Source organism: Streptomyces sp. NPDC092369 (genome assembly GCF_044755245.1).
Taxonomy (GTDB): Bacteria; Actinomycetota; Actinomycetes; order Streptomycetales; family Streptomycetaceae; genus Streptomyces.
Genome location: NZ_JBIVQP010000007.1, coordinates 596,456 through 620,604, shown reverse-complemented (window position 1 = coordinate 620,604; position 24,149 = coordinate 596,456). Strand labels below are relative to the sequence as shown.

General features: G+C 71.1%; 27 protein-coding genes. 15 read left to right on the top strand and 12 right to left on the bottom strand.

Going from position 1 to position 24,149, the window contains the following annotated elements; genetic code table 11:
* Positions 1-10: 10 nt before the first annotated feature.
* The 4 genes from ACIQI8_RS37745 (at position 11) to ACIQI8_RS37730 (ending at position 4,117) form a co-directional block, all read left to right on the top strand.
* Complete coding sequence (locus tag ACIQI8_RS37745; RefSeq protein ID WP_402361180.1) at positions 11-781, top strand: SDR family oxidoreductase; 771 nt, start codon at positions 11-13, stop codon at positions 779-781.
* Between the two features lie 201 nt (positions 782-982).
* Positions 983-2,566, top strand: coding sequence for an ABC transporter substrate-binding protein (locus ACIQI8_RS37740; protein ID WP_402361177.1), 1,584 nt, complete (start codon positions 983-985; stop codon positions 2,564-2,566).
* Between the two features lie 118 nt (positions 2,567-2,684).
* Entirely contained in the window at positions 2,685-3,368 is a 684-nt protein-coding gene (gene ung / locus ACIQI8_RS37735; RefSeq protein WP_402361174.1) for a uracil-DNA glycosylase, read from the top strand.
* A 137-nt stretch (positions 3,369-3,505) separates the two neighbouring features.
* Positions 3,506-4,117, top strand: coding sequence for a hypothetical protein (locus ACIQI8_RS37730; protein ID WP_402361370.1), 612 nt, complete (start codon positions 3,506-3,508; stop codon positions 4,115-4,117).
* A gap of 35 nt (positions 4,118-4,152) precedes the next feature.
* Here the strand turns inward: ACIQI8_RS37730 and ACIQI8_RS37725 are convergent, their stop codons facing one another.
* Positions 4,153-4,617 (bottom strand): hypothetical protein, encoded by a 465-nt coding sequence (locus tag ACIQI8_RS37725; protein WP_402361172.1) that lies wholly within the window; start codon positions 4,615-4,617, stop codon positions 4,153-4,155.
* Between the two features lie 151 nt (positions 4,618-4,768).
* Positions 4,769-5,284 (bottom strand): DinB family protein, encoded by a 516-nt coding sequence (locus ACIQI8_RS37720; protein WP_402361170.1) that lies wholly within the window; start codon positions 5,282-5,284, stop codon positions 4,769-4,771.
* 150 nt (positions 5,285-5,434) lie between these two features.
* On the opposite strand from ACIQI8_RS37720, the gene ACIQI8_RS37715 reads away from it, so the two are divergent.
* Positions 5,435-6,340 (top strand): Gfo/Idh/MocA family protein, encoded by a 906-nt coding sequence (locus ACIQI8_RS37715; protein WP_402361167.1) that lies wholly within the window; start codon positions 5,435-5,437, stop codon positions 6,338-6,340.
* On the opposite strand, the gene lnt is transcribed toward ACIQI8_RS37715, so the two are convergent.
* Both lnt and ACIQI8_RS37705 read right to left on the bottom strand, forming a co-directional pair.
* A complete protein-coding gene (gene lnt, locus ACIQI8_RS37710) occupies positions 6,264-7,829 on the bottom strand; it encodes an apolipoprotein N-acyltransferase (protein ID WP_402361164.1) in 1,566 nt (521 codons plus the stop codon). The two genes, ACIQI8_RS37715 and lnt, sit on opposite strands and share 77 nt — an antisense overlap.
* A gap of 71 nt (positions 7,830-7,900) precedes the next feature.
* Positions 7,901-8,386: a nuclear transport factor 2 family protein gene (locus ACIQI8_RS37705; protein ID WP_402361161.1), complete on the bottom strand. Its 486-nt coding sequence runs from the start codon at positions 8,384-8,386 to the stop codon at positions 7,901-7,903.
* A 100-nt stretch (positions 8,387-8,486) separates the two neighbouring features.
* On the opposite strand from ACIQI8_RS37705, the gene ACIQI8_RS37700 reads away from it, so the two are divergent.
* Positions 8,487-9,473, top strand: a complete 987-nt coding sequence (locus tag ACIQI8_RS37700; RefSeq protein ID WP_402361155.1) for an MsnO8 family LLM class oxidoreductase — start codon at positions 8,487-8,489, stop codon at positions 9,471-9,473.
* Between the two features lie 22 nt (positions 9,474-9,495).
* Here ACIQI8_RS37700 and ACIQI8_RS37695 read toward each other — a convergent pair whose 3' ends face one another.
* Positions 9,496-10,653: an FAD-dependent monooxygenase gene (locus tag ACIQI8_RS37695; protein WP_402361152.1), complete on the bottom strand. Its 1,158-nt coding sequence runs from the start codon at positions 10,651-10,653 to the stop codon at positions 9,496-9,498.
* A gap of 136 nt (positions 10,654-10,789) precedes the next feature.
* Between ACIQI8_RS37695 and ACIQI8_RS37690 the strand changes: the two genes are divergently transcribed.
* The gene (locus ACIQI8_RS37690; protein WP_402361149.1) at positions 10,790-11,530 is read left to right on the top strand and encodes an SDR family NAD(P)-dependent oxidoreductase; all 741 of its coding nucleotides are present in this window, start codon (positions 10,790-10,792) and stop codon (positions 11,528-11,530) included.
* Between the two features lie 18 nt (positions 11,531-11,548).
* On the opposite strand, the gene ACIQI8_RS37685 is transcribed toward ACIQI8_RS37690, so the two are convergent.
* The 3 genes from ACIQI8_RS37685 to ACIQI8_RS37675 all read right to left on the bottom strand — a co-directional run bounded on the left by ACIQI8_RS37685 (position 11,549) and on the right by ACIQI8_RS37675 (position 13,363).
* On the bottom strand, positions 11,549-12,118 hold the full coding sequence (locus tag ACIQI8_RS37685; protein ID WP_402361146.1) for a chloramphenicol phosphotransferase CPT family protein: 570 nt from the start codon (positions 12,116-12,118) through the stop codon (positions 11,549-11,551).
* A 49-nt stretch (positions 12,119-12,167) separates the two neighbouring features.
* Positions 12,168-12,347, bottom strand: a complete 180-nt coding sequence (locus ACIQI8_RS37680) for a hypothetical protein (RefSeq protein WP_402361143.1) — start codon at positions 12,345-12,347, stop codon at positions 12,168-12,170.
* Between the two features lie 140 nt (positions 12,348-12,487).
* Positions 12,488-13,363: an undecaprenyl-diphosphate phosphatase gene (locus ACIQI8_RS37675; RefSeq protein ID WP_402361140.1), complete on the bottom strand. Its 876-nt coding sequence runs from the start codon at positions 13,361-13,363 to the stop codon at positions 12,488-12,490.
* Between the two features lie 369 nt (positions 13,364-13,732).
* On the opposite strand from ACIQI8_RS37675, the gene ACIQI8_RS37670 reads away from it, so the two are divergent.
* Together ACIQI8_RS37670 and ACIQI8_RS37665 are read left to right on the top strand one after the other, a co-directional pair.
* Complete coding sequence (locus ACIQI8_RS37670) at positions 13,733-14,884, top strand: Gfo/Idh/MocA family protein (protein WP_402361137.1); 1,152 nt, start codon at positions 13,733-13,735, stop codon at positions 14,882-14,884.
* Positions 14,881-15,807 carry a PmoA family protein gene (locus ACIQI8_RS37665; protein WP_402361134.1) on the top strand — a complete coding sequence of 309 codons (927 nt, stop codon included), beginning with the start codon at positions 14,881-14,883 and terminating at the stop codon, positions 15,805-15,807. Before ACIQI8_RS37670 ends, ACIQI8_RS37665 begins: the two co-directional genes overlap by 4 nt.
* Positions 15,808-15,844: 37 nt before the next feature.
* Here the strand turns inward: ACIQI8_RS37665 and ACIQI8_RS37660 are convergent, their stop codons facing one another.
* Positions 15,845-16,315 carry a winged helix-turn-helix transcriptional regulator gene (locus tag ACIQI8_RS37660; protein ID WP_402361131.1) on the bottom strand — a complete coding sequence of 157 codons (471 nt, stop codon included), beginning with the start codon at positions 16,313-16,315 and terminating at the stop codon, positions 15,845-15,847.
* A 141-nt stretch (positions 16,316-16,456) separates the two neighbouring features.
* On the opposite strand from ACIQI8_RS37660, the gene ACIQI8_RS37655 reads away from it, so the two are divergent.
* Positions 16,457-17,626 carry a thiolase family protein gene (locus tag ACIQI8_RS37655; RefSeq protein ID WP_402361128.1) on the top strand — a complete coding sequence of 390 codons (1,170 nt, stop codon included), beginning with the start codon at positions 16,457-16,459 and terminating at the stop codon, positions 17,624-17,626.
* Positions 17,627-17,772: 146 nt separating this feature from the next.
* On the opposite strand, the gene ACIQI8_RS37650 is transcribed toward ACIQI8_RS37655, so the two are convergent.
* A complete protein-coding gene (locus tag ACIQI8_RS37650; protein ID WP_402361126.1) occupies positions 17,773-18,555 on the bottom strand; it encodes a TVP38/TMEM64 family protein in 783 nt (260 codons plus the stop codon).
* 50 nt (positions 18,556-18,605) lie between these two features.
* Between ACIQI8_RS37650 and ACIQI8_RS37645 the strand changes: the two genes are divergently transcribed.
* From ACIQI8_RS37645 to ACIQI8_RS37630, 4 genes are all read left to right on the top strand, one after another.
* Positions 18,606-19,331 carry a DNA alkylation repair protein gene (locus tag ACIQI8_RS37645; protein WP_402361123.1) on the top strand — a complete coding sequence of 242 codons (726 nt, stop codon included), beginning with the start codon at positions 18,606-18,608 and terminating at the stop codon, positions 19,329-19,331.
* 271 nt (positions 19,332-19,602) lie between these two features.
* Positions 19,603-20,772 (top strand): elongation factor Tu, encoded by a 1,170-nt coding sequence (gene tuf / locus ACIQI8_RS37640; protein WP_402361121.1) that lies wholly within the window; start codon positions 19,603-19,605, stop codon positions 20,770-20,772.
* A gap of 116 nt (positions 20,773-20,888) precedes the next feature.
* A complete protein-coding gene (locus tag ACIQI8_RS37635; RefSeq protein ID WP_402361119.1) occupies positions 20,889-21,734 on the top strand; it encodes a spermidine synthase in 846 nt (281 codons plus the stop codon).
* Entirely contained in the window at positions 21,727-21,957 is a 231-nt protein-coding gene (locus ACIQI8_RS37630) for a hypothetical protein (RefSeq protein ID WP_402361116.1), read from the top strand. Before ACIQI8_RS37635 ends, ACIQI8_RS37630 begins: the two co-directional genes overlap by 8 nt.
* Before the next feature lie 18 nt (positions 21,958-21,975).
* Here the strand turns inward: ACIQI8_RS37630 and ACIQI8_RS37625 are convergent, their stop codons facing one another.
* Positions 21,976-22,956 carry a threonine/serine dehydratase gene (locus ACIQI8_RS37625; protein ID WP_402361113.1) on the bottom strand — a complete coding sequence of 327 codons (981 nt, stop codon included), beginning with the start codon at positions 22,954-22,956 and terminating at the stop codon, positions 21,976-21,978.
* Between the two features lie 28 nt (positions 22,957-22,984).
* Positions 22,985-23,434 (bottom strand): nuclear transport factor 2 family protein, encoded by a 450-nt coding sequence (locus tag ACIQI8_RS37620; RefSeq protein ID WP_402361111.1) that lies wholly within the window; start codon positions 23,432-23,434, stop codon positions 22,985-22,987.
* 114 nt (positions 23,435-23,548) lie between these two features.
* Here ACIQI8_RS37620 and ACIQI8_RS37615 point away from each other — a divergent pair, with 114 nt between their 5' ends.
* The gene (locus ACIQI8_RS37615; RefSeq protein WP_402361108.1) at positions 23,549-24,145 is read left to right on the top strand and encodes a TetR/AcrR family transcriptional regulator; all 597 of its coding nucleotides are present in this window, start codon (positions 23,549-23,551) and stop codon (positions 24,143-24,145) included.
* Positions 24,146-24,149: the final 4 nt, after the last annotated feature.

The window sequence follows — 24,149 nt, the reverse complement described above, 5'->3', positions numbered from 1 at the left end:
ACCCGGGACCATGACTGAACAGCCTGAACTGCCCGAACTCTCCGGCAAGGTGGCCGTGATCACCGGCGCGAGCCGCGGTATCGGCTACGGCGTCGCCGAGGCGCTGCTCGCCCGCGGCGACCGCGTCTGCATCACCGGCCGCAACGAGGACGCCCTCAAGGAGGCCGTCGAGGCCCTCGGCGCCGAGCGCGTCATCGGCGTGGCCGGCAAGGCCCACGACGAGGCCCACCAGGCCGTCGTCGTCGAGCGCACGATGGAGGCCTTCGGCCGCATCGACTTCCTGGTCAACAACGCTGGTACGAACCCGGTGTTCGGCCCGATGGCCGACCTCGACCTGAACGTCGCGCGCAAGGTCTTCGAGACCAACGTCATCTCGGCGCTCGGCTTCGCCCAGAGGACCTGGCACGCCTGGCAGAAGGACAACGGCGGCGCCATCGTCAACATCGCCTCCCTCGCCGGTGTCTCCGCCTCGCCGTTCATCGGCGCGTACGGCGTCAGCAAGGCCGCGATGATCAACCTGACGCTCCAGCTGGCGCACGAGTTCGCGCCCGGGGTGCGGGTCAACTCCATCGCGCCGGCGGTGGTGAAGACCAAGTTCGCCGCCGCCCTGTACGAGGGCCGCGAGGCGGAGGCCGCCGCCTCCTACCCGCTGGCCCGGCTCGGCGTGCCCTCCGACATCGGCGGCGCCGCCGCGTTCCTCACCTCGGACCAGTCCGACTGGATCACCGGGCAGACCCTCGTCGTCGACGGCGGCATCTTCCTCAACGCCGGCGTCGGCTGACACGGGCGATCACCAAAGCACTCGAAGCGGGCGTCGTCGGACACGGACGGCGCCCGCTTCCGCGTGCGGGAAAGGTACGGACCTTTGACAACGTCGTCATAAACCCGCTGATCAAGTGCCCTTTCGTGAACCCGGTTGTGCCGGCCGAAGGCTGCGGTATGGTCTGCCGACCCTTGGTACGGCGGATCGAGGAGCGAGCACGTGTTCAACCGGAATCGACCCCTTCGACGGGTGGCGGCCCTGGCGTCCATATCGTCCCTGGTGACCGGGTGCGGCGTGCTCTCGTCGGACTCCTCGGACGACGCGGGACCCATCGAGGTCGGGACCACCAGCGCCCCCAGCACCCTGGATCCGGCCGCGTCCTGGGACAGTTCGTGGGAGCTGTTCCGCAACATCTACCAAACGCTGCTCAGTTACCCCACCGGCGCGACCACCCCGCAGCCCGACGCGGCCGACAACTGCCGCTTCACGGACGGCTCCAACACGACGTACCGCTGCGAACTGCGCTCCGGGCTGAAGTTCGCCAACGGGCACGCGCTGGACGCGAGAGCGGTCAAGTACTCGATCGACCGGATCGGGAAGATCAACGTCAACGGCGGGCCCGCCGGTCTGCTCGGCAGCCTCGACCGGGTGCAGGCGCTGGGCGACAGGGAAGTCGTCTTCCACCTCAACAAGCCGGACGCGACCTTCCCGTTCGTGCTGGCCACGCCCGCCATGTCGATCGTCGACCCCGCCAAGTACCCGGACAACGCCCTGCGCAAGGGCAACGGGGTCGACGGGTCGGGCCCGTACACACTGGCGGGCTACGAGGACGGCAAGAAGGCCCAACTCGCCAAGAACGACAACTACAAGGGCTACGCCGACCGCAAGAACGACGCCGTCACCATCCACTACTACCGGGACTCGGCCCCCATGGTCACCGCGCTGCGCGACGGCACCCTCGATCTCGCCTTCCGCGGCCTCGACCCCGACGACGTCGTCGGACTCCAGCGCCACGACTCGGACGGGGAGCTCGAACTCGTGGAGGGCTCCGGCACCGAGATCAACTACCTGGTGTTCAACCCGAAGGACCCGTGGGCCGGACGGGCCGCCGTCCGCAAGGCGATCGCCCAGGTCGTCGACCGTGCCGCGATCGCGCACAAGGTCTACAAGGGCACCGTCGAGCCGCTGTACTCCATGGTCCCCAAGGGCCTGACCGGACACACCACCGGCTTCTTCGACGACTACGGCGACCCCAGCGCCGCCAAGGCCCGCACGATCCTCTCCGACGCCGGCATCACCCAGCGCGTGCCGCTCACCCTCTGGTACACGACCGACCGCTACGGCTCCTCCACCAAGCTGGAGTTCCAGGAGCTCAAGCGGCAGTTGGAGGGCTCGGGACTGTTCACGGTCACCCTGAAGAGCCGCCCCTGGAAGACGTATGTGACGGGCTACCAGAAGGGCGAGTACCCGGTCTTCGGACGCGGCTGGTTCCCCGACTTCCCGGACGCCGACAACTTCATCGCCCCCTTCGTCGGTGAGCAGAACGCGCTCGGTACGCCCTATCCCGCGCCCGAGATCACCGGCGAACTGCTGCCGCGCTCGCGGGGCGAGAGCGACCGGGGCAACGTGGTCAGGGACTTCGAGGAGGCGCAGCGGATCCTCGTGGACGACGCCCGGCTGCTGCCGCTGTGGCAGGGCAAGCAGTACGTGGCCGCGAGCGACGACATCTCCGGTGCGGAGCAGGCCCTGGACCCGTCGACGATCATGTTGATGTGGACGCTGTACCGCAAGACCAGCTGGTAGCGCGGGGTTGGGCGGTGAGCGGGCCGATTGTCAGTGCCCGCCTGTAGGTTCTGAGACCTGGCGGTGACCGCGCATCGGTCCCCGCCCACCGTTCACCGCACACCGTAAGGAAGTTGACGTGACCGACACCGCCATGCTGCCCGAGTCCTGGCGCGGAGTCCTGGGCGACGAGCTGCAGCAGCCCTACTTCAAGGAGCTCACGGAGTTCGTCGAGGAGGAGCGTGCGCAGGGTCCCGTCTATCCGCCGCGCGAGGAGGTCTTCGCCGCGCTCGACGCCACGCCGTACGAGCGGGTGAAGGTCCTGATCCTCGGTCAGGACCCGTACCACGGCGAGGGCCAGGGCCACGGACTGTGCTTCTCGGTCCGCCCCGGCGTCAAGGTTCCACCGTCCCTGCGGAACATCTACAAGGAGATGCACCAGGAGCTGGGCACGCCGATCCCGGACAACGGCTACCTGATGCCGTGGGCCCAGCAGGGCGTCCTGCTGCTCAACGCGGTGCTCACGGTCCGTGCCGGTGAGGCCAACTCGCACAAGGGCAAGGGCTGGGAGAAGTTCACCGACGCGGTGATCCGCGCGGTGGCCGACCGCCCCGACCCGGCGGTCTTCGTCCTGTGGGGCAACTACGCGCAGAAGAAGCTCCCGCTGATCGATGAGACCCGGCACGTGGTGGTCAAGGGCGCGCACCCCTCCCCGCTGTCCGCGAAGAAGTTCTTCGGCTCCCGCCCCTTCACGCAGATCGACGAGGCGGTGGCCAAGCAGGGCCACGACCCGATCGACTGGACCGTCCCGAACCTGGGCTGACCACCGCCGGGCCGGTTCCGCACGGGGCCGGCCCGGTGCCGCCTGACCGGGAATGTCAGTGCCTGCGGTTAGCGTCGGTGCGGACAAGCGACCGGCCGACGGACCAGGCGCCGGCCGACGAGTGGGCGGAGTACGTGGTGGCCAAGGGACAGGAGCAGACGGCGCCCGATGCCGTGATGACACGGATCGGACAGGTCGTCATGCTGCATCACGCGGGCGACCGCGAGGAGGCCCGGCACCGCTTCCTCCAGCTCTGGGCGGAGATCGGCGAGCACGGCGACCCCCTGCACCGCTGCACGCTGGCCCACTACATGGCCGACACCCAGGACGACCCCGCGGACGAACTGGCGTGGGACCTGCGGGCGTTGACGGCCGCCGAGGAACTCACGGACGAGCGGCTCGCGGAACACGAGGAGGCGCACGCGGACGGGGGGTTCGTCGACGGCGACGGCAAGAAGCCCGGCGCGCGCGAGGGAGCGCTCGCGGTGCGTGCCCTGTACCCCTCTCTGCATCTGAACCTTGCGGCGGACTACGTCAAGCTCGGCCGGGGCGGCGCCGCCCGCACCCATCTGACCCGGGCCCGGGGTGCTGCGGGGGCACTCGCGGACGACCCGTACGGAGACGGCGTGCGGGCGGCCATCAGCAGACTGGAGCTGAGGCTGGCGGAGGAGGGGACCGGCGGGGACGGAAGCTGGGGCCCGCCCCGCACCGGAGAAGGCGGCTGGGGTCCGCCGCGCCAGCGGCCCTGACGCACGTCCACCTCACCGCCCGCCACCCCTCGCCCTCACCTCCCGTACGACTGCTTGCAGATCAGCGACTCCGGGCTGTCCGCCTTCCAACCGCCGTACTTCCGGCCCAGCGCGCACACGTCCGCCGTGTTCTTCGGGACCTGCTTGGTCACGTCGGGGATCTCGACGCCCGGCTGCGGCTTCACGTGGTGCGGGTGCTGCGGCTTCGGGTGCGCCTGCCGTGGGTGGTGGGGGTGCGGCTGCGGGTGCGAGCGGGGGACCGGCGGCTGCTGGGCGGCGGACGGTGCCGAGCGCTTCGCGGTGCGGGGCGCGGGCCCGGTCGGGTCCGGGCGGCGGGAGGGGCCGATCATCTCCAGCGCCTCGCGGGCCGGCGCCTGCACGACCTGCGGCTCCGCCCGGCCGTCGGGGCGTGGAGCGGACGGCTGGGTCGGTGCCGCGGGCGGGCCGGGCGCCGGCGGGCGCTGGACGGTCACACAGCCGGAGAGGGCCGAGACAGCCACGGTGACCAAGAGCGTTGCGGTGGTCGTCGTTCGATGCACCCGCGCAACAATGACGTCTTCGACGGCCCGGGCGACAGCGGACGAGCACAGGTTGGCCCGCACGAGTGATCTCCGCCCCCGTACGGAGGGGGCGTGCGCGGCCGGGGTGACGTCAGTCGCCGGTGGCGCCGTCGAGGCGCTCGCGGAGCAGGTCGGCGTGGCCGTTGTGCCGCGCGTACTCCTCGATCATGTGGGTGTGCAGCCAGCGCAGGTTGAACTGCTCGCCGGTGCGCCGGTGCTTGCCCTCGGTGAGGTCGTCCAGGGCGAAGCGGGCCGCGTTGCGCCGGGCCGCCTCGATCTCGGCCTCCCAGGTGGCGCGGGCCTCGGCCCAGGTGTCCGCCTCGGAGACGTGGAAGTCGCCGTCCGCGTCCTCGTCGGTGCAGTAGATCGCCCCCGCGTCCTCGTTCGCGAGCACCCGGCGGTACCAGCTGCGCTCCACCTCCGCCATGTGCCGCACCAGCCCCATCAGGGTCAGCTCGGACGGCGCCGCGGAGGCGGTCCTGAGCTGGGCGTCGGTCAGGCCCTCGCACTTCCACGCCAGGGTCTGCCGGTGGTAGTCCAGCCAGCCCTCCAGCATGGTGCGTTCGTCGGCGGTGGTCGGGGGTTCGTGGCGCTCGATGCTCGTCATGGCCGTCATCCTCGCGCGGCGCGAGCCCGCCGACCAACGGGTTTACGGTGCCGCACGGCCGCCACCCGCTCGCCGGCCGGCGTCCGCCCCGGCCGCCGTATGCTTCCGGGCAGGTAAGAGCACGCGCAGGCAAGCGACAGGGGAGCCCAAGTGAAGGTCGGCTGCATCGGACTCGGCGACATCGCGCAGAAGGCCTACCTGCCCGTCCTCGGCGCCCTCACCGACGTGGAGCTGCACCTGCAGACCCGGACACCCGCGACGCTCGCCCGGGTCGCCGACAGCCTCCACCTCCCGGCCGGGCAGCGGCACGCCACTCTCGACGCGCTCCTCGCCCAGGACCTCGACGCCGCCTTCGTGCACGCGCCCACCGCAGTCCACCCGGACATCGTGACCCGGCTCCTGGAGGCGGGCGTACCGACGTACGTCGACAAGCCGCTCGCCTACGAACTCGCCGACTCCGAACGGCTGGTGGCGCTCGCCGAGCGGCACGACGTGTCCCTCGCGGTCGGCTTCAACCGGCGCTTCGCGCCCGGGTACGCCCAGTGCGCCGACCATCCGCGCGAACTGATCCTGATGCAGAAGAACCGGATCGGGCTGCCGGAGGAGCCGCGCGCGATGGTCCTCGACGACTTCATCCACGTCGTGGACACCCTGCGCTTCCTCGTGCCCGGCCCGATCGACGACGTGACCGTGCGGGCGCGCGTCGAGGACGGGCTGCTGCACCACGTCGTGCTCCAGCTGGCCGGGGACGGGTTCACCGCGCTCGGGGTCATGAACCGGCTGAGCGGTTCGGCCGAGGAGATCCTGGAGGTGTCCGGGCAGGACACCAAGCGTCAGGTGGTCAACCTCGCCGAGATAATCGACCACAAGGGCCAGCCGACGGTACGGCGGCGCGGTGACTGGGTGCCGGTGGCCAGGCAGCGCGGCATCGAGCAGGCCGTCCTCGCCTTCCTGGACGCGGTGCGCGCGGGCAAGGTGCTCAGCGGCCGGGACGCGCTGGCGACTCATGAACTGTGCGAGCGGGTGGTACGTGCGGTTCAGGGGTCGGCCGCCTGAGTCGCACGGCCCGCGCGCCCTCGAACGCGCACCACAGGGCGAGTACGAGGATCGCGCCGTGCACCGGCCAGTCGCCGAAGCGGACGTACGCCGTCGTGCCGGTCGCCAGCGGAATGTCGTACACCCGGGCCGTGCTGTCGTCCGTGCCGAGCCACGAACCCAGGCGCTGTCCGCTCGCGCCGTAGACCGCGGAGACGCCGGTCAAAGTCGCGTGGACCATCGGGCGACCGGTCTCGGCGGCGCGCAGGGCGGCCAGCGAGGCGTGCTGCTCGGGGGCCCAGCTGTGCTGGAAGGACGACGTGGACGACTGGGCGATCAGCACGTCGGCGCCGTCCTGGGTGAGATGGCGGCTCATGTCGGGGAACGCCGACTCGAAGCACACCATCGGGCCGACGCGCAGGCCGTGTCCGACGTTCATCACCACCTGCTCGGTGCCCCGCTTGCGGTCCTCGCCGGCCGCCTTGCCGACCGAGGTCGCCCAGCCGAGCAGGGAGCGCGCCGGGATGTACTCGCCGAACGGCACGAGCCGCATCTTGTCGTAGCGGTCGCCGGTGAGGCCGTCCGGTCCGACCAGCACCGAACTCTTGTAGATGCCGGGCTTGTCGGAGCGCCGCGCGTCCACGTTCACCATGATGTCGGCGCCCGTCTCGCGGGAGAGCGCCGCGATCCGTCCGGCCAGATCGGGCCGGCCCGCCAGGTCGTAGCCGACGCTGCTCTCGCCCCAGACGATCAGGTCCGGATGCTGCGCGGCGAGGGAGCGCGTGAGCTGTACCTCGCGGTCGAAGCGCTTGTCGACGCCGACGACGACGCCCGGCTGGACGACGGCGATCCGCGTCTCCCCGTCGAGGTCGGGGCGCGGTGACCACACCCAGGCCGCCGAGGTGGCGGCGGCCGTCGCGACCAGGCCGGCGACGGCGGGCACGCGGGACTCGCGCACCGAGACGAGCACGGCCACGCAGACGTTGACGGCCACCACCAGGAAGCTGAGCAGCCACACCCCGCCCACCGAAGCCAGCCGCAGCGCCGGTGCCACCTGCCACTGACTGGAGCCGAGCATGCCCCACGGGCCGCCGAGCCCCTGCCAGGAGCGGACCAGCTCGACCATCAGCCAGCCGGACGGCAGCACCGCGAGCGCGGCCAGCACCCGTCCGGGCCCCGGGACCCCGCCCAGGAAGCGGTGCACCAGCCAGCCCCACGGGGCCCACAGGGCGCCCAGCAGCGCGGCGATCAGGAAGATGAACACGGACAGGCTGGGCAGCAGCCAGTGGTGCACGGCCACCAGGAACCCGAACCCGCCCCACCAGCCGTCGTACGCCGCCCGTTTCCCGGTCGGCGCGGAGCGGACCAGGAGCAGCCACGGGACCAGGGCCACATAGGCCCACCACCACAGCGACGGGGCCGGGAACGCGACCAGGGGCAGAGCGCCGGCCAGCACGGCGATCGCCGAGCGCCGCCACGGGGAGGCGAGCCACTGACCGACGGTCTTCATACGCGCCTCCCTACCCCGTGGGTGGCTTCAGTGTGCGTGTTTTCGATCATCCGGGCCAGAGTGCCCCGGGTTCAGTCCGTCACACCCGCCTTCGCCGGCTCGGGCAGCCGGCGCCACTTCTCCTGCACGACCACCTCGGACAGCCGCCAGCCGTCGTACGTCCGCAGCAGTCCGAAGGAGTAGCGCCCGCCGCACACGAAGTCCGGCGCGGCCGACTCCGTCCCGTCCGCCGCGAAACGCATCGGATTGACGTAGTCCGCCCGCACGCGCGCGGTGTCGCCGGTGTCCTGGTCCAGGGTCCCGAAGGCGACCCGGCGGTTGACGATCAGATGCTGCCTCATCGAGAACAGCCGCAGGTTCTCCTCCAGCCACGCGGCCACCTGCCGTGCGTCCCCCTCGATCCCGCCGGCCGAGCGGTAGTCCGCACGCCCTTCGGGGGTGAACAGTCCTCGATACGCCTCCCAGTCACCGTCGTCCACGGCCACCGCGTACTCGGTGACCACCTCGTCGACGGCCAGCCGGTCCATCACGGTCGCCAACTCCACGCGCTGCGTCATGTGATCAGTGTTGGGTGTCACGCGTGCCGGGCCAAGGGGCGCGCGACGATATTCGGTCGGCGCCCGATCGGCGCTCGGACGCGCTTTCTATACTGGCGCGATGATCAGCATCCCGATCGGCGCCCTCGAAGTGGCCATGGTCCAGACGGGTGCCCGAGCCCTCGACACGGTACGAGACACCACGGCCTTCGCCCAGGGCGTCGAACAACTCGGCTATCAGCGGCTCTGGTACGCCGAGCACCACCACTCCCCGGCGATCGGCGCGTTCCCGCCGGTCGTCCTGACCGCGCACGCGGCCGCTTCGACGGCGTCGATCCGCCTCGGCTCCGGGGGAGTCATGGCGCCGAACCACGCCCCGATCATGCTGGCGGAGCAGTTCGGCACGCTGGCCGCGCTGCACGAGGGACGGATCGACCTGGGCATCGGCCGCGGCCCCGGCACCTTCGACGAGCCGACCATGCGGGCACTGCGACGCGGCGCCGGACCGACGACGGACGCGGAGTACCGCGAGGATGTGTCCGAGATCCTGCGCCTGCTGGTGGACGAGGTGCCTCAAGGACCGCTCCCCGAGCCGTGGTTGCTGTCCTCCAGCACGGCGGGTGCCGCGCTCGCCGCGGAACTCGGCCTGCCGATCGCCTTCGCCCACCACATCCGCCCCGACAACACCCTTGCCGCGCTCGCCCATTACCGCGAGCACTTCACCCCGTCCCGCTGGTGCGAGCGCCCTCGCGTGCTCCTGTGCGTGGAGACGGTGTGCGCCGACACGCAGGAGCGGGCCGCCTGGCTGTCGGGCCCGATGGACGTGGTCAAGGCCGGACTCCTCAAGGACCGGAGCGACTTCCCTTTCCCGACACCCGAAGAGGCGGCCGCCCACGTCTTCACCGAGGGAGAGGCCCGGGCCCTGGCGGGCTTCCGCGCCGCACAGGCCAACGGCACCCCTGAGACCGTCGCCAAGCAGCTGAGCGACCTGGCGGCCCTGACCGGCGCGGACGAACTCATGCTGGTGACGCCCGTGTACGCGCTGGCCGACCGCCTCAGGTCGTACGAACTCGTCGCGGGGTACGGCTCGTTGGAAGCGGCGTCCTGACCGGCACACGGGAAGCGGCCGCCTAGCCGTCGGTTCCCCACGCGGTCGAGTGCGGACCGAACCTGTTCTCGGTCGCGTAGGCCGCCATACGGGCATTCCGTGCCTGTGCCTCGGGCCCGTCGGGCAGGTGGTAATCACCGCCCGCCCGCGCGGAGTTGGCCTGCACGCGCGTGGCGGTCGAGAGCCGTCGGCGCACGTAACGGTCGAGGGCGTCCGGCACTTCGGCCGGTGTCGCGTCCGTGAGGGCGTCGCCGAGCGCGCCCGCGTCCATGATCGCCTGGGCGGCGCCCTGGGCCTGGAACGGCACCATCGCGTGCGCGCTGTCGCCCAGGAGGGCGACCCGCCCGAGGTTCCACCGGGTGAGGGGAGTGCGGGTGTAAATGCCGTAGCGGAACACCCGGCCCGCACGTTCGAGGACGGTGAGGATCCGCGGGTCCCATCCCTCGAACTCGCGCAGCTGCTCGCCCGGTTCGGCCTGCGCGGTCCACGACTCCTGGGCCTCCTTCGTGCCGAACACGCCCACGACGTTGAGGAGTTCGCGGCGCCGCACCCAGTAGTGGACGACGTGCCTGCCGGGTCCGAGCCAGCCGGCGTACTCCGGCAGGTCCAGATCGGCCACCGCGTCGGCAGGGAGCAGGGCCCGATAGGCGGCGGTCTCCGAGAAGGCGGCTTCGTCGGCGCCGAAGAGCCACTGCCGTGCCGCCGACCGCACCCCGTCCGCGGCCACGACCAGATCGGCGTCCAGGCGCTCGCCGCTCGCCGTCGTGACACCGGCGGACCTGTCGTCCTGGTCGATGCCCACGACAGCGGTGTTCAGGCGCACCGACTCGGGCGGCACCTCGGCGGCCAACGCCTGGTGCAGATCGGCCCGGTGGACCTGCAGATACGGCGCCCCGAACTCGTCCTCCGCCGCGCGGCCCAGGTCGTAGCGGCAGAACTCGGACCCGTCCGACCAGGTGCGGAAGCTCACGTACGAAGGGCGTACGGCGTGCGCGGCGACCGCGTCGAGCAGACCGAGCCTGCGCAGGACGCGTGTGGCGTTGGGCGCGAGCTGGATCCCGGCGCCGATCTCGGTGAACCGTGCCGTCTGCTCGACGAGCGTGACCTCGTGGCCGGCCCGGCGCAGACTCAACGTCGCGGCCAGTCCGCCGATGCCCGCGCCCACGACGATCGCTTTCATGGCAGGACCTCCCCGCGACGGTGCGGGCAGGCTACCGAACGGAATCCGGCCGCCGTACGAGGCATTCCGGCCCGATCAAGGAGGGGACTAAGGTGATCGATGATCGATCATTCAAGCCCGATCTCTGGAGGCCACTATGACCCGCCCCGTCACGATCGTCACCGGCGGCAGCCGGGGAATCGGAGCCGCGACCTGTCTGCGGCTCGCCGCGGACGGCCACGACGTGGTCGTCGGCTATTTCCAGGACGCCGACGCGGCCGAGGGGGTGGCCGAGGGCGTGCGCAAGGCCGGCGGCCGGAGTGTCGCCGTGCGGGTGGACACGTCCGTCGAGGCCGAGGTCGAGCACCTCTTCGACGTGGCGGAGCGCGAACTGGGGCCGGTGACCGGGCTGGTGAACAACGCCGGCGTGACCGGCCCGCTGGGTCGCCTCGCCGACACGGAGACCGCCGACCTGCGCCGGGTCGTCGACGTCAACGTCACCGGCACGCTGCTCTGTTCGCGCCGGGCCGCGCAGCTGATGGCGGCGCGGGGGAGCGGTGTCATCGTCAACGTGTCCTCGGGCGCGGCCACGTTGGGCAGCCCCGGCGAGTTCGTCCACTACGCGGCGAGCAAGGCTGCGGTCGACACGCTGACGCTGGGGCTCTCCAAGGAACTCGGTCCGGACGGGGTCCGCGTCAACGCGGTGGCGCCCGGCGCCGTCGACACCGACATGCACGCCACGATGGGCGACGCGGAACGGGCCTGGCGGATGGCGCCCGGCATCCCGCTGCGCCGGCCTGGACGGGTCGAGGAGATCGCGGCCGCGGTGGCCTGGCTGATGTCGTCGGAGGCGTCGTACGTGACGGGGACGGTGCTGCGGGTGGCCGGCGGGCGTTGACGGCGCCGGTGTCGACCTCTACCGCGCGTCGCGGAGCCGTTCGAACGCCGTCGGCCGGGGCCTGCCCGGCAGGAACTCCTTGATGCGGACGGCGCATTCACGGGCCGTCAGCTCGGCGGTGTCGCACTCGATGTCGTAGATCCCGTGCGCGTGCACCTGCTCCGACTGGGCGGCGGCGAGGCCCACCGGGCGGTCGCCGCGCTCGCGTTCGCGGCGCTCCAGCTCCTCGGCCGGACAGCGCACCCCGACGAGTACGACGTCCTGCGGCACCAGCACAGACAGGCAGTCCCGCAGCCGCCATTGGGCGCTGAATACGTGGTCCACGATGACGTTGTTCCCGGCGGCGGCCATCCCCGCGACCGCCCGGTGGAAGCCCCGCCAGGTCCGGTGCAGGACGGTGGCGAGTTCGTCGGGCGGGATCGGGTTGCTGGAGCGCATGGCGTGGAACGCGTCGACCGGCAGGTAGAAGTACGGCTCGTCGAGAAGGGGCAGCAGCTCCGCCGCGATGCTCGACTTGCCCGAACTGGACGTGCCGTTGAGGAAGATGACGAGCCCCTGCCGGGGCGGGACGCTGCTCAGATGCTCCACGGAGGGATCATCGCAGACACCCTCCGCTCGACCACGGCTCCGCCGGCGCTCAGGCCGCCTCGATGACGGCGCCTCGGATGGCGGCCGCCCACTCGACCACCAACAGCTCGTACTCCGCGCGCTCCTGAGCCGACAGGGAGCCGCCGGCGCGGAGCCACAGGGCGCGGATCCGCTCGTTCACCTCGGCAGCGGACCGTACGGAACCAGGGGTCAGGGAATCGGGGGACATGCCGACAAGCCTAGGGGCAAGCACTGACAGTGCGCTACCGGGTGGCTACTCAACTCGTATGTGATTGGTCACGGGTGACGGGGTGAGGTCGCTCGTACTGACTCCGGGGTCAGCTCAACTCCCTTGATCCGCCCGGCGGTTCAGCCCGCGGACTCCGCAGCGTGCGGGCTCAGCGCGCCCGTCGAGACCAGCGCGATGATGACGATGCCGAGCGCGACGCGGTAGTAGACGAACGGCATGAAGCTTTTGTGAGAGATGAACTTCATGAACCATGCGATCACCGCGTATCCGCAGAAGAACGCGATCACCGTTGCGAAGATCGTCGGGCCCCAGTCGACATGACCCTTCTCCAGTGCGTCCTTGGTCTCGAACAGGCCGGAGGCCAGCACGGCCGGGATGGCGAGCAGGAAGGAGTAACGGGCCGCGGCCTCACGCTTGTAGCCCATGAACAGGCCGCCGCTGATGGTGGCGCCGGACCGGGAGACACCGGGCACCAGCGCCATCGCCTGGCAGACGCCGTAGATCAGGCCGTCCCGAACTCCCAGGTTCTCCAGCGTCTTTCGCTGCTTGGGGGCGCGGTGCTTGCCGCCCGACTCGTCGCGCGCCGCGAGCCGGTCGGCGATGCCGATGACCACGCCGATGACGATCAGCATCGTCGCGGTGATCCGCAGATCGCGGAACGGCCCCTCGATCTGGTCCTTGAACAGCAGCCCGAGCACGCCGATCGGAATCGAGCCGACGATCACCAGCCAGCCCATCTGGGCGTCGTGGTTCCCGCGCATCTCCTTGTTGAACAGGGAGCGCGCCCACGCCGAGATGATCCGCCCGATGTCCTGGCGGAAGTAGATCAGCACCGCCGCCTCCGTGCCGATCTGCGTGATCGCCGTGAAGGCGGCTCCCGGGTCCTTCCAGCCGGAGAAGGCGGCGGTCAGCCGCAGATGCGCGCTGGAGGAGACGGGAAGGAACTCGGTCAGCCCCTGGACGAGTCCGAGGATGAGGGATTCAAACCAAGACATGAAGTTACGGAGTCCAAGCGCTGATCGTGACGGGGCGACGGGCACACCGCGCCGCCGGGCGCGGTGATCACGGTGAGTCCAAGGAAGCCTAGCGTCCCGCGAGGACAGGCCCGGCACAGGGTCTTCACGAGCGGGCGGGGGACTTGGGGCCGAGTGTGTCCGATGGCCGACCATGGGATCGAGCGCCTGGACGTCCGGTCGTCGCCCGCTCGCCCGTCCCCGGCAACAGGGTGTTGACCTGCGGCGGGAACGGAGCTTACGTTTCGGTGGAGGGGAAAGCGCTTGCTGCACGGTCGTCGTCGTACCGGCCGTGCCGTTTGTCCTGCCCTTTCGTCGGCTCGTCGTCTCCGAGGAGTGCTGATCTCGTCCATGTCCACACCTGCGACCGCCCCCCTGGCCGCCCGGCGCGTCCGGGCCGCCGTCATCGGTACCGGCGCCATCGGCCGCGGCTCCCATCTGCCCGCGCTCGCGCAGCTCGCCGAGGAGGGGGAGACGGAGGTCGTGGCCGCCGTTGACATCGATGCCATCGCGGTCGAGGAGTTCTGCCGGGCGGGCGGTGTGCCGAACGCGTACACCGATCTGGACCTGATGCTCCGCGAGCAGCGCCCCGACCTCGTGACCATCTGCACCCCGCCCACCCTGCACCGCGCGCAGACGATCGCCGCGCTGCGCGCCGGGGCCTGGGTGTGGTGCGAGAAGCCGCCGGTGCCGACGCTCGCCGACTACGCCGCGGTGGAGGCCGAGGAGGGCACGGACGGCGGCCCGTACGCCTCGATCGTCTTCCAGCACCGGTTCGGCTCGGCGTCCAGCCATGTGCGCGGGCTGCTGGCGAGCGGTGCGCTGGGCCGGCCGCTCGTCGCGCACTGCCAGACCACCTGGTACCGCGACACCGCCTACTACGCGGTGCCCTGGCGCGGGCGCTGGGCGACCGAGGGCGGCGGGCCCGCCATGGGCCACGGCATCCACCAGATGGATCTGATGCTCGACCTGCTCGGCCCGTGGCGGGAGGTGCGGGCGATGGCCGGCCGGCTCGTCCACGACGTGGAGACCGAGGACATCTCGACCGCGCTGGTCCGCTTCGAGAACGGTGCGATGGCGACGGTCGTCAACAGCGTCCTGAGCCCCGACGAGGTCAGCCGTATCCGCATCGACTGCGAACGCGCCACCGTGGAACTGACCCATCTCTACGGCCACTCCAACGCGAACTGGCGCATCACCCCGGCTCCTGGCGTGCCGGCCGACGAACTCGCCGCGTGGCGGGACTTCGGCCCGGACGTGCCCAGTTCGCACCTGGCGCAACTGCGCGAGCTGGTCGCGAGCATGCGCGCGGGGGAGCGGCCGCGCGGCAGCGGCGCCGACGGGCGCACCAGCCTGGAGCTGATCGCCGCGCTGTACAAGGCCGCGTTCACGGACGCGACGGTCGAGGCGGGCGAGATCGGCCCGGGCGACCCCTTCTACACGGCGATGCACGGCGACGCGCCCGGCTGGGCCCCCGCCGCCGCGAAGGAGGTGTCCGCGTGACCGGACTGCGTCTCGTGCACGCCCACGGCGACCGGATCACCCTCACCGAACCGGCCACCGGCGTCGAGCTGTTGAGTTACGTGTACGCCGCCGAGGCCGCGTGGGAGGCGCCGAAGCCGTACCTCCACCCGATCCGCACCCTGGCCGGCGACATCGTCACCGACTACCGGCCCAACGACCACCGGTGGCACAAGGGCCTCCAGCTCACGGCCTCGCACCTGTCCGGCGCCAACCTGTGGGGCGGCAACTCCTACGTGCACGGCGAGGGCTACCTCGAACTCCCCGAGCGCGTCGGCTCGATGACCCACGTCGGCTTCGACGAGGTCGCCGCGCACGAGGACCGGGCCGTGATCGCCGAACGGCTCACCTGGCACCCCTACGACGGTGAACTGTGGGCCGAGGAGGCGCGCCGGATCGAGGTCCACGACGTGCGTCCGGAGTCCGGGTCCTGGGCGCTGACCTGGACCAGCGCGGTCACCAACCGCCGCGACGAGCCGCTGCGGTTCGGCAGCCCGACCACCGCGGGGCGTGAATCGGCCGGCTACACGGGCCTGTTCTGGCGCGGCCCGCGCGCCTTCCGCGACGGCCGCATCATCGGACCGGACGGCGAGGGGCCGGAGCTGATGGGCACCCAGAGCTCCTGGCTCGCCCTCTCCGGAGAGCACGACGGCACCGACGGCCACGCCACGCTCGTCTTCGCGCACGCCCCGGAGAACGACCATGCGGGGGCTCAAGGCGCCCACCCGGCCCACTGGTTCGTGCGCAACGAGCCCTTCGCCGGCATCGCCCCCTCGTGGTCCTTCTACGACGAGTTGGAGCTCGCCCCCGGCGACACCCTCACCCGTCGCTACCGGGTCGTCGTGGCCGACGGGGCGTGGGAGCGCGAGGAGATCACCAAGTACCTTGCGGCGCACCCGTGGTGAGCCGCGGTCGGTAGATCCGCATCAGGCAGGTGTGGCGCTACGCCGCCGTCGGACCCTTCACCGTCCATCCCGGAGCCTGGGGGTGGGCGGTGAGGTCCTCGTGGCGCACCTCGTCGCCACAGGCCCGGCAGGTGACGACCGGGACCAGTTCGTTGCCGCAGACGTGCTCCACCACCATGGGGCGATCGTCCTCCGTACGGAGATGACGGTCGCCCCACTCCATCAGGGTCATCAGGACCGGCTCCAGCTCAAGGCCCGCCTGCGTCGGCCGGTACTCGAAGCGCTGCGGACGCTCGCTGTAGGCGCGCTTCGTCAGGATCCCCACGTCGACGAGCCGGCGCAGCCGCGTGGTCAGGATGTCGCGCGGGGCGCCGATGTTGCGCACGAGCTGGTCGAAGCGGCCGTTGCCCAGGCAGACCTCGCGCAGGACGAGCAGGGAGTACTTCTCGCCGACGAGCGCCAGGGTGTCGGCGATGGAACAGGGACGCGGAGTTCTGGCGGCGGGCATACCTGCAGTGTAGAGGAGGGTTTGATTTTCCAACTCACAGAGCTATGGTGAGTTTGGATTTCCTACTCACTAGTAGGCGCCGTAGTCCGTGGCATGCCCCTGCGTGTCCGGCGCGGCTCGGCGGTCAAGGAGGCCGGCACCATGCGCGACGCAGTCATCGTCGAAGCCGTACGCACCCCCGTGGGCAAGGGCAAGCCGAACGGCTCCCTCGCCCACGTCCACCCGGTGGAACTCCTCGCCCACACCCTGCGCACCCTCGTCGAGCGCTCCGGCGTCGACCCCGCGCTGATCGACGACGTCATCGGCGGCACCGTCGACCAGGTCGGCGAGCAGGCCATGAACACCACCCGCTACGCCGTCCTGTCGGCGGGCTTCCCCGACACGGTCCCCGCGACCACCGTGGACCGCCAGTGCGGCTCCTCCCAGCAGGCCGTGCATTTCGCCGCCCAGGGCGTCCTCTCGGGCGCGTACGACCTCGTCGTCGCCTGTGGCGTCGAGTCGATGAGCCGGGTGCCGATGTGGTCGAACGTGCCGCCGGGCAAGGACCCCTTCGGCTCCGGAGTCGCCGAGCGCTACCCGGAGGGCCTGGTTCCGCAGGGCATCAGCGCCGAGCTGATCTCCGCCAAGTGGTCCATCACCAGGGACCAGATGGACACCTTCGCGGTCTCCTCGCACCGGAAGGCGGCGGCCGCCTGGCAGGCCGGTCTCTTCGACGCCGAGGTCGCGCCCCTGGACGGGGTGGCGCGCGACGAGTGCGTCCGGCCCGACAGCACCACCGAGATCCTCGCCGGCCTCAAGCCCGCGTACTACGACCCCGCCTTCGCCGAGCGCTTCCCGCAGATCGAGTGGAACGTCACCGCGGGCAACGCCAGTCCCGTCAATGACGGTGCCTCCGCCGTGCTCATCACCTCCAGCGAGACCGCGGCCCGACTCGGCCTGCGCCCGCTGGCCCGGCTGCACAGCTTCGCCGTCACCGGTTCCGACCCGCTGCTCATGCTCACCGGCGTCATACCGGCGACCGAGAAGGTGCTGCGCCGGGCCCGCCTGGATCTGGGCGACATCGACCTGTTCGAGGTCAACGAGGCGTTCTCCAGCGTCGTCCTGGCCTGGCAGCAGGAGACCGGCGCCGATCTCGCCAAGGTCAACGTGCACGGCGGCGCGATCGCCCTCGGCCACCCGCTCGGAGCCAGCGGCACCCGGCTGACGACCACTCTGGTGCACGCGATGCGCGAGCGCGGCGCCCGCTATGCCTTGCAGACGATGTGCGAGGCGGGCGGACTGGCCAACGCGATGATCCTCGAAGGGGTTTGAGGCATCGGAGGGGGATGAGCGGGCGTCAGGCCCGCGCGGGCGTACGGGCGTCAGGGCCTGCGCAGGCAGTCGTCAGGGCCTGCGCCGGCACACAGGCGTCAGGGCTTGCGTAGGCAGGCGTCGGGGCTTGCGCTGGGCTACAGGCGTCAGGGCTTGCGCAGATGGTGGCGCTTGCGCCAGGCCATCACCGCGCCCGCCACCGTCGGCAACGCGATGGAGGCGAGGGCGATCAGGAAGATCGGCGAGGTCGGGGCGGAGGCGCGGGCGCCGGCGACGACGTAGGCGGCCGTGTTCGGGATCGAGCCCAGCGCGGTCGCCACCAGGAAGGACGTCCAGCCCATCCGGGAGACGGCGGCGGCGTAGTTCACGCCCCAGAACGGCAGCCCGGGGAAGAGCCGCGCCGCCAGCATCGAGCGCATCCCGTGCCGGCTCAACTGCCCGTCCGCCGCCTTCAACAGCCGCCCGCGCAGCAGGGGCCGCAGGGCGTCCTGGCCCAGCAACCGGCCCAGACCGAAGGCGAGCCCGGCGCCCACCACGGTGCCCACCAGCGCCGTGCCCAGACCCACGGCCGAGCCGAACACCGCGCCGGCGGCCAGGTTCAGCAGCGGACGCGGTACGAACGCCACCGTGACCAGCCCGTACGCCGCCGCGAACCCGAGAGCCGCCGTGAGCCCGCCCACGTGCGGTGGCCAGCCGTCCGCGAGCAACTTCTGCGGCTCGAAGAGCAGCACACTCGCGCCGGCCGCCGCGAGCAGCGCGACCAGCAGCGAGAAACGGGACCAGGGCGAGCGCAGCACTCTGCCGCAGCGCGCGAGCGGGCTCGTGGGCACTGGGGCGGTGACTACGCGCACGGGAACGAGAAGCTCCGTGGCGGTGGCCCGGGGAGAGACCGTGGCGGTGTCACCAGAGCGGGTGGTGGCATCGAGCATGCCCGCGACACTAACGGACGCATGTGTGTGATCGCCGTATGGTTCGTCTCATGAACGTCACAGACACGAGCACATCGGACGTGCCGTTCAGCACACTCGCGGACACCGTGCTGGAACGGTTGACGGCCACTTACGCCGCCGCGGCCGATCCGGAGCGCGCGGCTGCGATGCGGGCGTACATGAAGGACGTGGCCCCCTTCCTCGGCCTGACCTCCCCTGACCGTCGCACCCTGTCCCGCGCCGCCGAGGCCGGCCTGCCGCGCCCCGCGGAGGCCGACTGCACGGCGATCGCCCTGCGCTGCTGGCGACTGCCCGAGCGCGAGTACCAGTACTTCGCCGTCGACTACCTGCGCCGCCACGCGCGCGTGTGCACGTCCGGCTTCCTGCCGGTGGCCCGGCACCTCGTGTCGACCAAACCCTGGTGGGACACCGTGGACGCGCTCGCCGCCCATGTCGTCGGCGGCCTCGTGGCGGCCGACCGGAAACTGACCCTGGACATGGACGCCTGGATCGGCGACGAGGACCTGTGGATCGCCCGCACCGCCCTGCTCCACCAGCTGCGCTACAAGGAACGCACCGACACCGAACGCCTCTTCGCGTACTGCCTGCGCCAGTCAGGACACCCCGACTTCTTTGTCCGCAAGGCCATCGGCTGGTGCCTGCGCGAGTACGCCAAGACCGATCCGGAGGCCGTACGGGAGTTCCTGGCGCGGGAGCGGGGACGGTTCGCGCCGCTGTCGGTGCGGGAGGCGCTGAAGAACATCGGCGGGGCCTGAACCCGACGGGCCCGAATTCGCCCGTGGAGAAAACCATTCGCCCCTGGGCAGGGCGTCGGCAATAATCGGAGCCATGTTCCGGTACGCCTTCCCTCTCGCAGCATCCGCGGTCGCGGATGCCCCGAAGGCTGCCGTTCCCGTCATCGTCGCCGCAGTCGACGGCGCTCGAAGCTGACCCTCTCCGGATCGTCCGGCGGACCCCGCAGGGGGAGGGTCGGCGAGTCCTTGGGGTCCCCGCTTTTCACCACTGAAGAGGCTTCGAGGTACAGCCATGCCCAAGACGGCATACGTGCGCACCAAACCGCATCTCAACATCGGCACCATGGGCCACGTCGACCACGGCAAGACCACTCTGACCGCCGCCATCACCAAGGTGCTCGCCGAGCGCGGCACCGGCACCTTCGTGCCGTTCGACCGCATCGACCGCGCCCCGGAGGAGGCCGCCCGCGGCATCACCATCAACATCTCGCACGTCGAGTACGAGACCGACACCCGGCACTACGCGCACGTGGACATGCCGGGCCACGCCGACTACGTCAAGAACATGGTCACCGGCGCCGCGCAGCTGGACGGGGCGATCCTCGTCGTCTCCGCGGTCGACGGGATCATGCCGCAGACCGCCGAGCACGTCCTGCTCGCCCGCCAGGTGGGCGTCGACCACATCGTCGTCGCCCTCAACAAGGCCGACGCGGGCGACGAGGAGCTCACCGACCTCGTCGAGCTGGAGGTCCGCGAGCTGCTCACCGCGCAGGGCTACGGCGGCGACACCGTACCCGTCGTACGGGTCTCCGGACTGAAGGCCCTGGAGGGCGACCCGCGCTGGACGGCGTCCATCGAGGCGCTGCTCGACGCCGTGGACACGTATGTGCCCATGCCCGAGCGGTACGTGGACGCGCCGTTCCTGCTGCCGGTGGAGAACGTGCTCACCATCACCGGCCGCGGGACGGTGGTGACCGGTGCGGTCGAGCGCGGGGTCGTCCGGGTGGGCGACCGGGTCGAAGTGCTCGGCGCCGGTCTTGAGAGCGTCGTCACCGGCCTGGAGACCTTCGGCAAGCCGATGGACGAGGCGCAGGCCGGCGACAACGTGGCGCTGCTGCTCCGCGGGGTGCCACGGGACGCCGTGCGGCGCGGGCATGTGGTCGCGGCGCCGGGGAGTGTCGTGCCCAGTCGGCGCTTCTCCGCCCAGGTGTACGTCCTGTCGACCCGTGAGGGCGGACGGACGACACCGGTGTCCACGGGGTATCGGCCGCAGTTCTACATCCGGACCGCGGATGTGGTCGGTGACGTCGACCTCGGCGAGACGGCCGTCGCGCGGCCCGGGGAGACGGTCGCCATGACCGTCGAGCTGGGGCGGGAGGTACCGCTGGAGCCGGGGCTGGGGTTCGCCATTCGTGAGGGTGGTCGGACCGTCGGGGCCGGGACTGTGACCGCCCTTGTGTGAGGGGGGTTGAGGTGAGTGGGGGACTGCGGGCCGGCGGTGGCCGGTCGCGCAGTTCCCCGCGCCCCTTCTCGGCGTCTCCGGACCCGGCGTTGCTCAGCACCAGCGACAATGAGGGCGTGAGCGAGCCCATACCCGTGATGCGCGATGTCGATCACGGCACCGCCAAGCTGATGCCCGACGTCGACCGGAAGCGGGCCTGGCTGCTGACGGTCGACGGGGCGCCGCAGTCGTACGTCGATCTGGACGAACCGGCGTACCTGGAGTTCGAGTACGTACGACGGCTGGGGCACGTGCTGGACACCGTCGGCGAGCCGGGGCGTCCGCTGGACGTCCTGCATCTCGGTGGCGGTGCGCTGACGCTGCCGCGGTATGTGGCCGCGACCCGGCCGGGCTCCCGGCAGCAGGTCGTCGAGATGGACCAGGGGTTGGTGGACCTGGTCGTGGAGCACCTGCCGCTCCCCGCCGGCGCCGCCATTCAACTGCACACGGCGGACGCCCGGGCCTGGCTGGAATCCGCCCCGACGGACTCCGCCGACGTCCTGGTGGCGGACGTGTTCGGCGGCACTCGGATCCCGGCGCAGTTCACGTCCGTGGCGTACGCGCGCGAGGCGGACCGGGTGCTCCGTGACGACGGCGTCTACCTGGCGAACCTCGCCGACGCCGCGCCCTTCGCCTTCCTGCGCTCCCAACTCGCCACCTTCGCCGCGGTGTTCGAGGAACTGGCCCTGATCGCCGAACCGGCCGTACTGCGCGGCCGCCGCTTCGGCAACGCGGTACTGATCGCCGCGCACCACCCCGTGAACACCGCCGCCCTGACGCGCCTCACAGCCGCGGACGCCTTCCCGGCGCGGGTCGAACACGGCGCGGCCCTAAGGGATTTCATGGGCGAAGCACGTCCGGTACGGGACGAGGACGCCGTCCCGTCACCCGAGCCGCCGGAGGGGGCGTTCGGTATTGGCTGACGTGACAGGTCCGGGCGAGGTCACCTTCTCCGACGTGTGGATCCTCGGCGGATTCCTGCTCTTCGGGGTCGTGGCGGTGGCCTACAACGCCCGGGGCATCAGGAAGTCCCCGGAGCGCAGTTGGAAGCACGGGTGCGTGCTGGCCTGGGGCGCCACCATCTATCTGGGCCTGGTCCTGTACGGCTTCGTCTGGGCGTTGGTCCACGCCATCGACAACAGCTGAGCAGGCGGGCGGAGTTGGTCAGGACTCGCCGACGCGAGCGGCCCCGACCCACTGGCGATAGGCGGCCACATCGACGTTGCTCCCGCACACCACGGTGACCACATGTCGCCCGGCGAAGCGGGCGCGGTTTTCCAGGAGGGCTGCGATGCCGAGGGCCGCCGAGGGTTCGGCTACGAGGCCGGCCTGGGCGAAGAGCATGCGCATGGCGGTGATGATCGAGGACTCCTGGACCAGGACGGCGTCGTCGGCGACCACGAGGAGGTCGTCCAGGACGGCGGGGATGGGGCGGCGGCCGTCGACACCGTCGGCGATCGTGTCGGTGGAGTCGGTGGTGATGACCCGGCGGTTGCGCCAGGAGTGGGTCATCGCCGGTGCGCCCAGCGGCTGGACGCAGATCAGCTCGACGTCGGGGGCGAAGGTCTTCAGTACGTGGCCCACGCCGGTGGCCATCGCCCCGCCGCCCAGAGCGACCAGGACCGTGTCGAACTTGGCTGCGGTGCCGACCAGTTCGAGGCCGATGGTCGCCGCGCCCTCGCAGGTCTCGATGTCCAGGCTGTCCTCGACCAGTCGGATGCCGTCGGCCCGCGCGATGGCCACCGCCCGGTCGCGGGCCAACTCGTGGTCGCCGTCCACCAGTTCCAGCCTGGCGCCCAACGCGCGGATGCGGTCCAGCTTGGTCGCGGTCGCGAAGCGGGACGACACGACGGTCACGTCGAGCCCACGGGCCCGGCCGGACCAGGCGAGGGCCTGACCGAGGTTGCCCGAGCTGGCACATACCGCGGCGCGCTGACCGCTTTCGGCGAGCAGACTCGCGACCACCTCGGTGCCGCGGGCCTTGAAGCTGCGTACCGGATTGGCCGTTTCGAGCTTGATGCTCACCATGCACCCGAGATCGGGCTCCAGTGCCTCGCAGCGGTACAGCGGAGTGTCGAGGAAGATCGGGTCGATCAGACGGCGGGCCGCCCTGATCCGGTCGGTGTCCAGTCGCGTCTCCAGCACGAGACGGAAGCGTAGTGCCGGCGGCGCTTCAGACGGCGTTGCTCGCCCGTACGTCCGCGACCAGCGCGTCGAGTTGGCCGCGGACCCGCGCCCCGGTGAGGTGGTCGAAGTAGTCGCGGGATTCGACGATCTCGCCGTCGCGCACCCGCAGTACGAAGATGCCCGGCAGCCTGAAGGGTTCGCCGGTCTCCGTCACGGTCCCCTCGTACGCGAACTCGGCGACGATGACCTCGGGGTCGGCCGTCTCGTGGATCGTGATGTCGGTTGTCCGGCGGCGCAGTTGGGGCACGTCGTCGGTCGGGGTGAAGTGCTCGCGCAGTTCGTCGCGGGTGCGCAGCGCGGGCGCGCGGAGCGGGTGGAAGGGGTGGACCACGTCCGTCCGCTCCGCGTACAGGTCGGGCAGTTCGCTCCAGCGCCCCTCCGCGACGCCGTTGACCAGTGCGAGGAACACCTCGCGGGGGCTGAGGACTTGACTCAAGGCGCTCTCCTGTCGTCATCGCCGACGCGCGGTGGCGTCGAACTACTATCCGGAGTACGGACTCCGAGTATACGGAGTCGCGACTTCGGATAACTGCGTACGAGGGAAAGCGCGATGAGCAGCACCCCAGGTAAGAGGGAGACCGATGGCCGACGTCCGCTGCGCGTCGACGCGCGGACCAACCGTGAGCGGATCCTGACCGTCGCCGAGGAGGTCTTCGGGAAGGGCGGACAGTCCGCGTCCACGGAGGAGGTCGCCCGCCTGGCCGGCGTCGGGATCGCCACGGTCTTCCGTCATTTCCCCACCAAGGCGGCGCTGTTGGAGGCCGTGCTCGTGCAGCGCTTCGACCGTCTGCGTGACCAGGCCGAGGCGCGGGCGCACGCCACGGACCCGGGCCCGGCGTTCTTCGACTTCTTCCGTCACCTCGTCGCCGACGCGGCCGGCAAGATCGCCATAGGCGAGGCGCTGATCGACGCCGGTGGCGACGGCGGCGATGAGGCGGCTCGGGCGTCGGACGGACTGCGTCGAGCCGTCGGCGCGCTGCTCCAGCGCGCCCAACGCGCGGGCGCCGTCCGGGACGACGTCGAACTGCCCGAGGTCTACGCCCTGCTCGTCGCCACCTCACAAGCCTCCGCGCGCGCCCACCTTCAGGAGGAGGTACGCGCGCGGATGCTCACCATCGTCTTCGACGGCCTCGCGCCGGACAGGTAGACGG

What these genes read in the sequence shown, in the direction of transcription:
- ACIQI8_RS37615 (WP_402361108.1), top strand. Translation starts at nt 23,549, where the DNA reads ATGAGCAGCACCCCAGGTAAGAGGGAGACCGATGGCCGACGTCCGCTG.
- ACIQI8_RS37650 (WP_402361126.1), bottom strand. Translation starts at nt 18,555, where the DNA reads ATGCTCGATGCCACCACCCGCTCTGGTGACACCGCCACGGTCTCTCCC.
- ACIQI8_RS37645 (WP_402361123.1), top strand. Translation starts at nt 18,606, where the DNA reads ATGAACGTCACAGACACGAGCACATCGGACGTGCCGTTCAGCACACTC.
- ACIQI8_RS37660 (WP_402361131.1), bottom strand. Translation starts at nt 16,315, where the DNA reads ATGCCCGCCGCCAGAACTCCGCGTCCCTGTTCCATCGCCGACACCCTG.
- ACIQI8_RS37690 (WP_402361149.1), top strand. Translation starts at nt 10,790, where the DNA reads ATGACCCGCCCCGTCACGATCGTCACCGGCGGCAGCCGGGGAATCGGA.
- lnt (WP_402361164.1), bottom strand. Translation starts at nt 7,829, where the DNA reads ATGAAGACCGTCGGTCAGTGGCTCGCCTCCCCGTGGCGGCGCTCGGCG.
- ACIQI8_RS37705 (WP_402361161.1), bottom strand. Translation starts at nt 8,386, where the DNA reads ATGACGCAGCGCGTGGAGTTGGCGACCGTGATGGACCGGCTGGCCGTC.
- ACIQI8_RS37675 (WP_402361140.1), bottom strand. Translation starts at nt 13,363, where the DNA reads ATGTCTTGGTTTGAATCCCTCATCCTCGGACTCGTCCAGGGGCTGACC.
- ACIQI8_RS37745 (WP_402361180.1), top strand. Translation starts at nt 11, where the DNA reads ATGACTGAACAGCCTGAACTGCCCGAACTCTCCGGCAAGGTGGCCGTG.
- ACIQI8_RS37720 (WP_402361170.1), bottom strand. Translation starts at nt 5,284, where the DNA reads ATGACGAGCATCGAGCGCCACGAACCCCCGACCACCGCCGACGAACGC.
- ACIQI8_RS37700 (WP_402361155.1), top strand. Translation starts at nt 8,487, where the DNA reads ATGATCAGCATCCCGATCGGCGCCCTCGAAGTGGCCATGGTCCAGACG.
- ACIQI8_RS37695 (WP_402361152.1), bottom strand. Translation starts at nt 10,653, where the DNA reads ATGAAAGCGATCGTCGTGGGCGCGGGCATCGGCGGACTGGCCGCGACG.
- ACIQI8_RS37655 (WP_402361128.1), top strand. Translation starts at nt 16,457, where the DNA reads ATGCGCGACGCAGTCATCGTCGAAGCCGTACGCACCCCCGTGGGCAAG.
- tuf (WP_402361121.1), top strand. Translation starts at nt 19,603, where the DNA reads ATGCCCAAGACGGCATACGTGCGCACCAAACCGCATCTCAACATCGGC.
- ACIQI8_RS37680 (WP_402361143.1), bottom strand. Translation starts at nt 12,347, where the DNA reads ATGTCCCCCGATTCCCTGACCCCTGGTTCCGTACGGTCCGCTGCCGAG.
- ACIQI8_RS37670 (WP_402361137.1), top strand. Translation starts at nt 13,733, where the DNA reads ATGTCCACACCTGCGACCGCCCCCCTGGCCGCCCGGCGCGTCCGGGCC.